Below are 12,562 nucleotides of genomic sequence, written 5' to 3' on the forward strand. Positions count from 1 at the left end.
ATCTTTGCTCCTTTACAGGCTTAAATATTCCCCCGTTCTTTGGCCATGGTAAAATAGGTTTCAAATACATTGGCCGGTGGATCGTAAAGATCTGAACTCTTTTTCTGCTCAAATTTCATGGCCTCTTCAGGACATTGGGGCACGCAAAGCCCGCACCCGATACACCGGTCCGGCTCGCCCCGGGCGGTCTGGGTCTCGTCGCTGATAACAATGGCATCCATGTGACAGCGATCCACACAGATCCCGCACCCGATGCAGGCCTCTTCGTCCACCCGTGCATAATAATTGGTATGCACGGCTTTTGCCGGCTGATCCAGGGTTTTCAGATTGGCCAGGGCCTCTTTTTGATCAATGGACCGGCCCAGGCCGTTTTCCTCATAATAATAAGCTCCGCTGCCAAAGGAGAGACAGACCTCCATGGGATACTCACATCTTTTGCCCACCATCTCGTGCTCTTTTCTGCAGATGCAGTCTGACACCACGATCTTGCTCTGGGCCCGGATAATCTCCTCGGCTGACTCGTAGTCCATGATACTCATCTGGGCTGTGATCTCCTTGGATATGGGGATCACCCGAAGCTGCTTGGTCTCATGCTTGATCCAGCTTTTGTGCATAAACTGGGGCAGATACTCATTGACCTCCTGGATCAAATCCAAATCCAGGCTCTTGAGCTGGTATTCCCAGATGCCCACCACAAATTGTGAGGCCATATAGGTATGGGTTCCGCCTTTGGAGGACCTGTAGAGCAGCCCTTTTTTGGACATGGATTCCAGAACGGGGGCAAGCGCCTGGACATCCATATCCAACCGCTGGGCAATGGGTTCCACAGGTTCGGGCATCATGGTCAAACCCAGGGTAATCCTGGCCTCTTCCGGGGTAAACAACCGCTTGAGAATTCGAATTTCTACGCCGGATTCAGTGGCAGGGTATCCTGCCGGAAGGGTATCCAAATGATTTGCCAATTGTTCAAAAAGATCTGCCATCTCTGCCTCCTTAAGGTATTAATATAACAATTTGCCCGGGTGCAAGGCAAATTGATCTGCCCTGCCGGTTCTTTTACCTGGATGCCAGGAGAATACGGGTTGTCATTTAAAAAGAAAAGTGTCATAAATGACAAATAATATGCTAAAAAAGACTTTTCCCTGTGGAGGAATCATGGCAAAAATCTATTTATGGGCTGCAGACGGCTGCCTTATCTCGAGCATCACCACCCTGATCGATGCGTTTTCCATTGCAGAACTCTGGCACAATTCCCTGGGTCCAGACGGCTGTACTCCTTTGTTTGACACCCGGATCATCACCACCGACGGCCGCCCGGTGACGGCCAATGGCAATATCCGGATCCAGGCAGATCTGGCAGCAGGCGATATATCCCATGCCGATTGCGTGGTGATCTCCCCTATTCTACCCAAGATCACCCCCATGCCCGAGGATCTGCCCCGGCTCAAATCCTGGCTTGAACAATTGAAAAAAAAGGAACCACCATTGCCACGGTCTGCACCGGGACTTTTTTACTGACCGAGATGGGCCTGCTGGAAGGAAAAAAAGCCACCACCAACCAGACCTATGCCCGGCTCTTTAAAAAACAATACCCCGGGGTAAATCTTCAAGCAGACCAGATGCTCACCCAGGACGATAATATCATCTGTTCAGGGGCCGCCTCGGCCGTAAACACCCTGGCCATCCATCTGATCAGAAAATTTGGTTCCCCCAAACTTGCCTCTGTCTGTTCAAAGGCCCTTTTAGTGGATCCCAACCGGATCAGCCAGGCCCCCTATGCCATGTCGGCCCCCTTGCGGTCTCACATGGATGACCAGGTCCTCAAGGCCCAGACCATCATTGAAAATACATTTTCCAGACTTGAAACCATTGACGATTTGGCCAAAGAGGTGGGGATCAGCCCCCGCCACTTTAAACGCAGATTTAAAAAGGCCACAGGAGAACTGCCCTTAAAATATCTTCAGCGGGTGAGAATTGATGCGGCCAAAGAAAAGCTTGAGACCACCCAGGACACCATTGATAAAATCACCTGGGCCTTTGGATACAAGGATGTCAGCTCATTTTGCCGGCTGTTCAAGCAGCACGCCCGGATCTCGCCCAGGGCCTATCGGGAAAAGTTTTATGCCCAGATCTCGTTTTAATTCGTGCTTGAACGAAAACTTGCCCACTTGCGGCGTTGCTGCACAAGGCTGCAACCCTCACCTACTGCAGTACGCTCGGGTTTCAGCTTTGCTTGCGGTTTGCATCAGGGCAAGCGTTCATCCAAGAACAAGGTTTTTGTTTAGATACGAGTTAGGGATAAATTCATGAAAAACAAACTGATACAAACAATTCCATATTTTTCATACGGCCGACATGAAAGGAGACCAGAACAATGAATGAGATTGAATGGAAGGATTTTTTAAAGGTAAAACTTTGCGTGGGAACCATCATAAACGCCCAGGACTTTCCCCAGGCCAGAAAGCCTGCCTACAAACTGATCATTGATTTTGGAGAAAAAATCGGGATCAGGCAGTCAAGTGCCCAGATCACGGATTTATACGATAAAAAGGATCTTGAGGGCCGGCAGGTCCTGGCGGTTGTCAATTTTCCCAAAAAACAGATCGGCCCCTTTATGTCCGAGTGCCTGGTCACAGGATTTCACCGGGAGGACGGCAAGGTGGTGCTGGCCAAACCCGACACTCCGGTTCCCAACGGATCAAAACTTGCCTGAGATCAGATTTTCTTGCGCTGTCCCCAAAAAGCTCTGGCCAGAAGTCCCAAAGGGGTAAGCCCGTTTTCAGGCAAGGCGCAACCGTCCATATAGACCCGGTCCACCCGGATATCTTCAAGATCCACCTCATCATCCATGATATCCTTGTTGAGCACCATGAAATCCGCCCTTTTTCCAGGACAAAGGCTGCCGCGGTCTTCCTCTTCACACCCGGCAAAAGCCCCGTTGACCGTAAAGGCTTTAACGGCCTGGTACCGGGATATGGACTGGCCCTTAACCGGAAAATCGCACATGCCCCGGATCTGGGCCAAAGGATCCGGATCCTGGACCGGGCTGTCCGAAGAGCCGCAGATGATCCCGCCAGTAGAGACAATATCCCTCAAGGGGATCTGGCTTTGAATCTGGTCAGAGGTCAGCCTGAACCCGTAGGAATTCTGGTATTTATGGTCCACCCAGGTCCATCCGGGCTGGGGCACCATGACAATCCCTGCCTCAACAGCCCGTTTCACCTGATCGGGTGTGGGAAACTCAAAATGCTCAATCCTGTGACGCAAATTTTTTTGTCCCGGGCTTTTTTCAAAGGCTGAAAGCAGGGGTTCAATGGCCCGGGGACCAATGGCATGGGCTGAAATCTGAAATTGACTCTCATCTGCCGTTCTGACCATGTCCTGAATTTTTGTGTCTGAATAATAGCATTTACCCCGGCCATCCTCTGGATTTTTATAGGAATCAAAAAAGGCGGCCGTGCCGGAACTCACCGCCCCGTCCATTTCCCAGGCCCCGCCCCCCCCAAGCCGAGGATAGGCCATCTTTTTCAAAAAGGGAAACACCCGGCCAGGGTTCGTATACTGGCAATACAGCCTGACATGGAGGGGCAGGACCGGGGCTAAAAAGGCAAATATTTTAGTGGAAACATCCCTGGGATCATCATCAAAGCCTTCCATGCAGTGGACACTTGTGATCCCGCATTGGTGAAGACGGTTGACATATCCGCAGATCCCTTTCAAAAAGATCATGGGATTCAGCTGTTTCATGACAAAGGAATTGACCCTGCCCATGTTGAATTCATGGGCCTCTCCTGTGAGCTGGCCCTGGTCATGGAGATGGCCAAGGTCCAGGGCCTTGATGGCCCCTGAAGAATAGGCGCTGGCATGACCGCTGGCATCAAAAATCACAACCGTTTTCCCGGGCAGCCATTGGTCCAGCTCCCTTTGAGAGGGCAGCCTGTTTTCCTTGAGCCCTGCCGTGACCAGGTTAAATCCTATAACCAGCTTTTTCTTTTGCAGGTCTGCCTGGCGGCAGAGGATCTCTTTGACGCCAGAAAGGCTTTTGGGAACCAGGCCATGACGGCCTATCCTGGAAATATTCGCCCCGAATTCATTGAGTACGGCCGAGGGCATAAAATGGCAATGGGCATCGGTAAACCCGGGCAAAACCGTTCTGCCGCCCAGGTCAACACTCTTAGCCCTTTTTTCCGGGCCCTGGCCAAGGGATATGATCCGTCCATTTTCAAGGGTCATGGAAGAAAACGTTTGGGTTTCGTCTTCCATGGTGTAAATCCTTGCATTGGTGATATGGGTCAGGCCCTCTTTCATAGCAAGGCGCCTAAAGCCATGAGTAAAAATCCTGCGGCAATAATAATCTGGCTTAGGGGATGGGTAATAAAGTTTAAATTCACCCCTTTTCCGGTTTGGGGATGGGCCTTGAGCACGGCCCTGTATACCGGCACGATCCCAAACCCGATGACCAGGCCGATGGCCCCGCCGGCAAGTTCCATCAACCTTAAAAAACTGTCCGTGCCCAGATAGACAATGGCAAGGCCGGGCACCGTGGCAAGGCTCCAGCAGACCAGGAACTGCCATTTAAACTGTTCTTGAATAATATCGGCCAGGGCCAGGGAAATGGCCCAGTAGCTGGTGAGCATGGCCAGGATAATAAACAGGCTTCCCAAAATATGGGCCCAGTTTCCCAATGCTTTGCCAAGGGTGATAATGGCCACCTCATTAATTTCGCTGCCAAGGCCCAGGGTCAAAAAGGTCAGGACCAGGACAATGCCTCCGTTAATACCAATACCGGTTAAGATGGCCCGGGGGATAAGTTCGGGACAATGGCCCAGCCCCTCGACCACCTGGGGCACTGAAAAAATGGCAAAAAAACAGAACATGATCATGCCGAACAAGGCCAGATGGTCAGTGACCCCGCCGGCCAGGGGGGCAGGCAGGCTGAACGGCTTAAACAATGCCCCCATGGCAAATACCAGGACAAAAAGACCAATGCCTGCAATGGCAAATTTTTCACTCAGGCCGATGGCCTTGAGCCCGAATGCCACCACCCCTGCTGCGGCCAGATAAAAAACAAGGTTGGCAGCCCATCCCGGGATGGGCATAAGCTGGGCCAGAATCTGGCCGCCCCCGGCAATATAGGCGGAAAGACTGGTTAAGAAAGCAAAAAAGGTCCCCCCGAGAAAGAGCCAGGACAAAAAAGCCAGCCGTCCTTGGCCCAGGCTTTTTCGGATCACCTCGATGAGCTGCCGGGCCTCTCCGTCCCGGATCATCATATCCGCCACTAACAGGTGCATTAAGGCTGAAATCCCAAATCCCAGGGGAAGATAGATCAGCAAGGAGAGCCAACCGGCTTTTGAGCATAGATACGGAATGGTCATAACACCGCCGCCAATGCCGTATCCTGTGATGATGGCCGTGGCTTCAAAGAACTTGAGTCGGGTTTTCATATTCCCATCCTGAAAAAGGGTTGAAATTATGCCGACCCTATCAGGTCGCAGGATTGAACACAATGGTATATTTTGGGGCTTTTGTGAAGGTCAACCCGGTGCAAAAAAAAATTGATATGAAACTCTTATCTTTTGAAATTCGCAGAACAGGCCAATACCCATGTATACTCTTTCCTTAATTTTATAGACCAAATCAATCCAATAATTTCTTGACCCCTCGACAAGCAATTTGTATATTCGTGATAATTCACACGCTCTTATTAATCTGATATTTCAATAAATTCTTTTCTAACAGTTAAACGTTTTCACATTTGAAGTTCTGTCATCGTCGACCTGAACAAAGAGGCAATCAAATGACAGCAGAACAAAAGGTTACAAGAAAACTCAGAGCCATTCTAAGCGCTGATGTCAAGGGCTACAGTCTTCTCATGACCAGGGATGAAGCCTCCACAGTCCAAACACTGAAGGAATATCGGGGCATTATGTCTGAAACAATCAAAGGACATTCCGGTCGTGTTGTTGATGCTCCCGGTGATAACTTACTGGCTGAATTCCCAAGTGCCGTAGAAGCGGTCCAATGTTCTGTTGAGATTCAGAATGATCTAAAAATTAAAAATGCTGAACTGCCGGAAAACAAACGACTTGAGTTCCGCATAGGTGTGAACATCGGCGATGTAATTCAGGAAGGGAAAAGTCTTTACGGTGAAGGTATCAACATAGCGGCGCGGATTGAAGGGCTTGCCAGGCCAGGGGGAATCTGTATTTCAAGAAATGTATACGACCAGGTGAAAAACAAGTTAGGGGTTACGTTCGAATATGTTGGCCGGAAATCTGTAAAAAATATTTCAGATCCTGTCTATCTCTACAAAATCCTGTTAAATCCGGAAGATTCTGAATTTATTTATGGTAAGAAAAAGAAATTTGACCTTCCCCAAAAGCCTTCTATTGCAGTTATACCCTTTGAAAATTTAAGTGGTGATAGCAATTTTGATCATGTCTGTGATGCGATCACCGAAGAAATCACAACGGGATTGACAAATGTGCCACTTTTGTTTGTCATCGCCAGGAGTTCAACAAGCATATATAGAGGGCAAAAAATTGAAACCCAAAAAATAGGGCGGGAACTCGGGGTTCAATATGTTCTTGAAGGCAGTATCCAGAAATCAGGGGAAAGGATACGTGTTACGGCTCAGCTCGTTGATGCTTTGAATCAAAGGCACCTATGGGCTGATAGATATGAGGGGACAATTACGGATCTGTTTGACTTTCAGGATAAAATTACAATCCAAATATTAACGGCTCTTCAGGTCCGGCTCGAAAAAGGTCATAAATCAAATATCTGGGCAGGGGCCACTAAGAACCTGACCGCTTTACAGAGATATCTCCAGGCTCACGAAGCCTTTTTTAAATGCGCAGATATTATTACAGCACGCAGATTATTTAAAGAAGCCAAAGATTTGGATTCCGGTTTTTCACTTCCATACGTCTATCTGGGATGGCTTCATTTATTTGATGCTTGGCTGGGCCTGAGTGAATCACCGGAAAAGTCTATCCAAAAAGCAATGGAATTAGCCCAAGAAGCAGTGCGGCTATACAAAACCGTTGCCCCTGACTATTCCTTGTTAGGGAAAATATATTACACCATGGGCGATGTGGCAAAAGGGATCGCTACCACAAGGCATGCCATAGAAATCAGTCCTAACGATGCAGACTGCCACGTGCATTTGGGAGGGCTTCTTGCTTTTACCGGACATCCGGAAGAAGCGCTTTTCTGGATTAACAAAGCCGTTCGTCTGAATCCGCAGGGAAGTTGGATCTACAACGTATATTTCGGTATGGCATACAATATTCTGGGCAGATATAAAGAAGCTATCAAAGCCTACAAAACGGCTCTGAAACAAAATCCTGATAACATTTTAGGCCTGGCCGGCCTTGTTGAAGGCTATTGTTTGTTTGGAAAACATGAAAAAGCTCAAAACGTTGCTCTGGAGGTTTATAGAGTATTTCCTAGTTTCTCCGCAGTCTACCATGCCAATGCCATGGGGTATCGATATAAAGAAGATACGAACAAATTTCTCGAAGCATTGCAAAAAGCAGGATTAAAATAAGCATTCTATATACGGACAGATATTATTTGAGGGGATAACTTATGGTCTAATCCAGTAGTGTCCGGTTAGGTTGTTGCATATAAAAAGCATCTAAAATCATTGAAAAAACAGTCGGTTTTGTGTTGACAAATGTGCGTAAAAATTTTTGTGCGCCTTGAAAATTTAACTCAAGGAGCTCAAATGACGCACATCTCAGTCCCTAAAAAACAACTACGGTCCCTGAACTTTGACAATTTCAGGTGCCCTCTGATAAAGTCACTTTCAAAAGCACCGGAATTACAATCTCGAGGAGACCGCCCTTTAAAAATGACATTCGAAGACCAGATAAATGCTTTGGTTTATTTCCATCTTCAGGAGCACAAGTCTGCCCGACATTTAATTCAGGATCTCAAGGAGAATGTTTTTGCTAAAGAAAATATTGCGCCAGACGGTGGTATCAGCCGTAGTAGTTTCTGTGAAGCCATCAATCACAGGGGACTCGAACAACTGCAATTTATCTTTGAGGATCTTTATAAACAGGCTCTTGAGTGTCATCCGGGTGAACACGCCGAGTTAGGAGAGTTGGTTTCCATTGACGGTAGTCTCATAAATGCAGTCCTTTCAATGCACTGGGCGAACTACAGAAAAGGAAGTAAAAAAGCCAAAGTACATTGCGGATTTGACATTAATCACGGAATCCCAAACAAAATCTTTTTGACTGAAGGCAACGGCGCTGAACGCACTTTTGTTCCCAAAATACTTTCCAAGGGGCAAACAGGTGTTATGGATCGTGGATATCAATCCCATAAAGAATTTGACCTGCTTCAGGAGCAAGGCAAACATTTTGTCTGCCGTATAAAAACCAGGACAACAAGAACAATTATTGATAACCACGAGACCCCTTCCGACAGCTACATTTTTTATGATGCACTGGTTAAACTTGGTACTCCGAATCAAAACCAGACGAAAAGGCCTGTTCGGGTTGTTGGCTATAAAATTGCTGGCGTCAAATACTATGTGGCAACTGACAGGCATGATTTAACAGCGGAACAAATAGCAACAATTTATAAACTCCGGTGGACCATTGAGGATTTTTTCAAATGGTGGAAAGAACATCTGAAGGTATATCATCTCATTGCCCGCAGTGAATACGGCCTTATGGTTCAGATTCTTGGCGGCCTTATCACTTACCTGTTACTGGCAATCCATTGCCAAAAACAGTTTAATGAAAAGGTCACGATCAAAAGAGTTCGGCAGCTGCGAACCGCCATTCTAAATGACCTGTTTGGCTGCGAGGAGCAGGGCTCTCATAGTTCAAACAGGGACAATATTGTCAAAGATCAAAAAATTATTGAGCAAGCAAAAACCTAACCGGACATCACTGAGTCAAAATAGCATTATATTCAAAACATTTGAAATAATAATTTTTCCCTTTTGTTTCTATTTTCTCCAAAGGTGTCGCCAACACAATTTTTTTTAGATATTCCTCTGTTTCGCCATCGGTAAAATGGATAACCCCAAGATTTTTTTTTATTCTCAAAAATCCCAAAGAGGTATTTTTGAATTGACCGGCGATTGATGTTCTCAAGGTTTCATCCATTTTATCCCCTTTGGTTTTAGTTCTCACTGTTTACAAGGTTTTACCCCCCGCGTCACCAACGACATCCTGTGCATTCAGCGTGTTGGAATCTAAAAACATGAATCAAGGTGCACCCCAGCCTTTAATTTTTAAAGGGCTGTTTTGGGGGCCGCCCCCTCAATCCCAGGCTATTTTTCGGTTTTTTAAAATTATTTCATATTTTCAGTCTATTGACCAGGTTTGAAGATAAGGTTTTGCAGATTAAACGTCCGGCGCAACTTGCTTCCGGCGGCCGGGGGTGACACGGACAGGCGGGCCGAAAGCCACTAATCCAAGCCCATATGAACAGACCAAGATCCGGATTATTAGCCAGACCTTAAAATAGTTTATACTTGCAGAAGGCAAAATTCATATAAAAACAAACAAAGGGCCTCGGCAATGGAAACAAAAAAAATACCCTGCCCGGTCAAAAGGACCGGGCAGGGTATTTTGCACTTTTTCAAAATTCAGGATGGTTTTACCCGAATTTTTCCAGCAGATCGTTTATTTAAAATCAGTGATGTCCGGTTAGGTTTTTGCTTGCTCAATAATTTTTTGATCTTTGACAATATTGTCCCTGTTTGAACTATGAGAGCCCTGCTCCTCGCAGCCAAACAGGTCATTTAGAATGGCGGTTCGCAGCTGCCGAACTCTTTTGATCGTGACCTTTTCATTAAACTGTTTTTGGCAATGGATTGCCAGTAACAGGTAAGTGATAAGGCCGCCAAGAATCTGAACCATAAGGCCGTATTCACTGCGGGCAATGAGATGATATACCTTCAGATGTTCTTTCCACCATTTGAAAAAATCCTCAATGGTCCACCGGAGTTTATAAATTGTTGCTATTTGTTCCGCTGTTAAATCATGCCTGTCAGTTGCCACATAGTATTTGACGCCAGCAATTTTATAGCCAACAACCCGAACAGGCCTTTTCGTCTGGTTTTGATTCGGAGTACCAAGTTTAACCAGTGCATCATAAAAAATGTAGCTGTCGGAAGGGGTCTCGTGGTTATCAATAATTGTTCTTGTTGTCCTGGTTTTTATACGGCAGACAAAATGTTTGCCTTGCTCCTGAAGCAGGTCAAATTCTTTATGGGATTGATATCCACGATCCATAACACCTGTTTGCCCCTTGGAAACTATTTTGGGAACAAAGGTGCGTTCAGCGCCGTTGCCTTCAGTCAAAAAGATTTTGTTTGGGATTCCGTGATTAATGTCAAATCCGCAATGTACTTTGGCTTTTTTACTTCCTTTTCTGTAGTTCGCCCAGTGCATTGAAAGGACTGCATTTATGAGACTACCGTCAATGGAAACCAACTCTCCTAACTCGGCGTGTTCACCCGGATGACACTCAAGAGCCTGTTTATAAAGATCCTCAAAGATAAATTGCAGTTGTTCGAGTCCCCTGTGATTGATGGCTTCACAGAAACTACTACGGCTGATACCACCGTCTGGCGCAATATTTTCTTTAGCAAAAACATTCTCCTTGAGATCCTGAATTAAATGTCGGGCAGACTTGTGCTCCTGAAGATGGAAATAAACCAAAGCATTTATCTGGTCTTCGAATGTCATTTTTAAAGGGCGGTCTCCTCGAGATTGTAATTCCGGTGCTTTTGAAAGTGACTTTATCAGAGGGCACCTGAAATTGTCAAAGTTCAGGGACCGTAGTTGTTTTTTAGGGACTGAGATGTGCGTCATTTGAGCTCCTTGAGTTAAATTTTCAAGGAGCTCAAAAATTTTTACGCACATTTGTCAACACAAAACCGACTGTTTTTTCAATGATTTTAGATGCTTTTTATATGCAACAACCTAACCGGACACTACTGATTTAAAATAGGATTTTGTTTCCCTGACAATGACCGGTGTCAAAAGCAAAAGACCGATGAGGTTTGGAATGGCCATCAAGCCGTTAAAGGTATCAGAAAGGTTCCATACAAATCCCAATTTGGCAATAGCGCCCACACCGACAAAGAGGACAAATACCATGCGGTAGGGTTTAACAGCGCCTTCGCCGAAAAGATATTCTATGGATTTTTCACCATAATAGCACCAGCCTAAAATTGTGGAATAGGCAAAAAGCATAAGTCCCACGGTAACAATATAGGCACCGCCCGGAATACCGGCCTGGAAAGCGGTGGTGGTTAATTCAGCGCCGGTCTGCCCGGAATTCCAGGCACCTGTCAGGATCAGGACCAGCCCGGTCATGGTGCAGACAACGATTGTATCGATAAAGGTCTGAGTCATGGATACCAAGGCCTGGGAAACCGGGTGCTTGGTCTGGGCAGCGGCAGCGGCAATGGGTGCGCTTCCAAGACCGGATTCATTGGAGAAGACCCCCCGGGCAACCCCCATTCGAATGGCCAGCATGACAGATGCGCCGGCAAATCCCCCGGTTGCAGCCGTGGGATTAAAGGCCTGTTTGACAATCAATGCCAGGGCATCGGGAACCCCGCCAAGATTCATCAGGATAATGGCCATGGAACCGATAACGTAAAATACGATCATAATGGGAACCAAGGTGCCGGTGACCCTTCCAATTTTTTTAATGCCCCCCAGGACGACAAAACCGGTCAGGGCCATAAGCACCAGGCCGGTAACAAAGGGCGGTATGTGAAATGTGGCTTCCACGGCATCGGCCACGGAATTTGACTGAACCATGTTTCCGATACCAAAGGCTGCAATGGCGGCAAATACGGCAAAAACCGTTCCCAGCCAGGGCATGTTCAACCCTTTTGAAATATAGTACATGGGCCCGCCACACATTTCCCCTTTTGCATCTTTTTCCCGGTATTTGACCGCCAATACCGCTTCGGAATACTTTGTGGCCATGCCCACAAGCCCTGTGACCCACATCCAGAACAATGCCCCCGGTCCTCCGGCCGCAATGGCTGTGGCCACACCGGCAATATTACCGGTTCCTACGGTGGCGGACAAGGCCGTCATCAATGCTTGAAAATGAGAAATATCACCCGGCTCGTCTGTGTCTTCCTTTTTTTTGATCAAGGCCAGATAAAGGGAATGGCCCAGCTTGGTGAATTGAAGTCCCTTTAGGGAAAAAGTCAGCCAGAAACCGGTTCCTACCAATAGAATCAACATGGGCGGCCCCCAGGCAAAAGCGCCGATTTTTCCAACAATTGCATCTAACGTAGTTAACAGGTCCATAATGATTTCCTCCCTTAAAGATTAAATTTTCCCAGAATCCTTTTTCTGGAATTTCATGTTCTCTGTTTCTCTGTATGACTTCACTATTTGTGCCAGATGACAAACCAATGGAAAATTAAAATTTTTAAGCATAAAAACAGATATTTACATAAAAATTTAAGCACTAATTTGTGAATACAAAAGAAAAGAAAAACCGGGTCATTTTAACCCGGCCCAAAGGAATGGAAGCGATGCAGATGGATTTAGGAGCA

Annotated in this window: 11 protein-coding genes; 5 read left to right on the forward strand and 6 right to left on the reverse strand. The window is 46.7% G+C overall.

Translation table 11 applies throughout. The features are described from left to right. Window positions 1-20: 20 nt before the first annotated feature. Window positions 21-983 carry a 4Fe-4S binding protein gene (locus HUN05_18590; protein WDP86885.1) on the reverse strand — a complete coding sequence of 321 codons (963 nt, stop codon included), beginning with the start codon at window positions 981-983 and terminating at the stop codon, window positions 21-23. A gap of 172 nt (window positions 984-1,155) precedes the next feature. Here HUN05_18590 and HUN05_18595 point away from each other — a divergent pair, with 172 nt between their 5' ends. The 3 genes from HUN05_18595 (at window position 1,156) to HUN05_18605 (ending at window position 2,713) form a co-directional block, all read left to right on the forward strand. Next, window positions 1,156-1,518, forward strand: a complete 363-nt coding sequence (locus HUN05_18595) for a hypothetical protein (GenBank protein WDP86886.1) — start codon at window positions 1,156-1,158, stop codon at window positions 1,516-1,518. A gap of 5 nt (window positions 1,519-1,523) precedes the next feature. Then, entirely contained in the window at window positions 1,524-2,141 is a 618-nt protein-coding gene (locus HUN05_18600) for a helix-turn-helix domain-containing protein (protein ID WDP86887.1), read from the forward strand. 233 nt (window positions 2,142-2,374) lie between these two features. Then, window positions 2,375-2,713, forward strand: coding sequence for a tRNA-binding protein (locus HUN05_18605; GenBank protein ID WDP86888.1), 339 nt, complete (start codon window positions 2,375-2,377; stop codon window positions 2,711-2,713). 2 nt (window positions 2,714-2,715) lie between these two features. Here the strand turns inward: HUN05_18605 and HUN05_18610 are convergent, their stop codons facing one another. Beyond that, window positions 2,716-4,308 (reverse strand): amidohydrolase family protein, encoded by a 1,593-nt coding sequence (locus HUN05_18610; GenBank protein ID WDP86889.1) that lies wholly within the window; start codon window positions 4,306-4,308, stop codon window positions 2,716-2,718. Next, a complete protein-coding gene (locus HUN05_18615) occupies window positions 4,305-5,444 on the reverse strand; it encodes a hypothetical protein (protein ID WDP86890.1) in 1,140 nt (379 codons plus the stop codon). Before HUN05_18615 ends, HUN05_18610 begins: the two co-directional genes overlap by 4 nt. Window positions 5,445-5,797: 353 nt before the next feature. Between HUN05_18615 and HUN05_18620 the strand changes: the two genes are divergently transcribed. Beyond that, window positions 5,798-7,552 (forward strand): adenylate/guanylate cyclase domain-containing protein, encoded by a 1,755-nt coding sequence (locus HUN05_18620; protein ID WDP86891.1) that lies wholly within the window; start codon window positions 5,798-5,800, stop codon window positions 7,550-7,552. A gap of 180 nt (window positions 7,553-7,732) precedes the next feature. Next, the gene (locus HUN05_18625) at window positions 7,733-8,902 is read left to right on the forward strand and encodes an IS4 family transposase (GenBank protein WDP88135.1); all 1,170 of its coding nucleotides are present in this window, start codon (window positions 7,733-7,735) and stop codon (window positions 8,900-8,902) included. A gap of 7 nt (window positions 8,903-8,909) precedes the next feature. Here HUN05_18625 and HUN05_18630 read toward each other — a convergent pair whose 3' ends face one another. The 3 genes from HUN05_18630 to HUN05_18640 all read right to left on the reverse strand — a co-directional run bounded on the left by HUN05_18630 (window position 8,910) and on the right by HUN05_18640 (window position 12,311). Beyond that, window positions 8,910-9,131: a DUF3781 domain-containing protein gene (locus tag HUN05_18630; GenBank protein WDP86892.1), complete on the reverse strand. Its 222-nt coding sequence runs from the start codon at window positions 9,129-9,131 to the stop codon at window positions 8,910-8,912. Window positions 9,132-9,677: 546 nt separating this feature from the next. Next, a complete protein-coding gene (locus tag HUN05_18635; GenBank protein WDP88136.1) occupies window positions 9,678-10,847 on the reverse strand; it encodes an IS4 family transposase in 1,170 nt (389 codons plus the stop codon). A gap of 111 nt (window positions 10,848-10,958) precedes the next feature. Then, window positions 10,959-12,311 (reverse strand): sodium:alanine symporter family protein, encoded by a 1,353-nt coding sequence (locus tag HUN05_18640; protein WDP86893.1) that lies wholly within the window; start codon window positions 12,309-12,311, stop codon window positions 10,959-10,961. Between the last annotated feature and the right edge of the window lie 251 nt (window positions 12,312-12,562).

This window comes from Desulfobacter sp. (assembly GCA_028768545.1).
Lineage (GTDB): Bacteria > Desulfobacterota > Desulfobacteria > Desulfobacterales > Desulfobacteraceae > Desulfobacter.

Bases quoted from the DNA above. Each gene is read 5' to 3' on its own strand.
- HUN05_18595 (WDP86886.1), top strand. From the start codon at position 1,156: ATGGCAAAAATCTATTTATGGGCTGCAGACGGCTGCCTTATCTCGAGC.
- HUN05_18635 (WDP88136.1), bottom strand. From the start codon at position 10,847: ATGACGCACATCTCAGTCCCTAAAAAACAACTACGGTCCCTGAACTTT.
- HUN05_18615 (WDP86890.1), bottom strand. From the start codon at position 5,444: ATGAAAACCCGACTCAAGTTCTTTGAAGCCACGGCCATCATCACAGGA.
- HUN05_18605 (WDP86888.1), top strand. From the start codon at position 2,375: ATGAATGAGATTGAATGGAAGGATTTTTTAAAGGTAAAACTTTGCGTG.
- HUN05_18630 (WDP86892.1), bottom strand. From the start codon at position 9,131: ATGGATGAAACCTTGAGAACATCAATCGCCGGTCAATTCAAAAATACC.
- HUN05_18590 (WDP86885.1), bottom strand. From the start codon at position 983: ATGGCAGATCTTTTTGAACAATTGGCAAATCATTTGGATACCCTTCCG.
- HUN05_18610 (WDP86889.1), bottom strand. From the start codon at position 4,308: ATGAAAGAGGGCCTGACCCATATCACCAATGCAAGGATTTACACCATG.
- HUN05_18620 (WDP86891.1), top strand. From the start codon at position 5,798: ATGACAGCAGAACAAAAGGTTACAAGAAAACTCAGAGCCATTCTAAGC.
- HUN05_18640 (WDP86893.1), bottom strand. From the start codon at position 12,311: ATGGACCTGTTAACTACGTTAGATGCAATTGTTGGAAAAATCGGCGCT.
- HUN05_18625 (WDP88135.1), top strand. From the start codon at position 7,733: ATGACGCACATCTCAGTCCCTAAAAAACAACTACGGTCCCTGAACTTT.
- HUN05_18600 (WDP86887.1), top strand. From the start codon at position 1,524: ATGGGCCTGCTGGAAGGAAAAAAAGCCACCACCAACCAGACCTATGCC.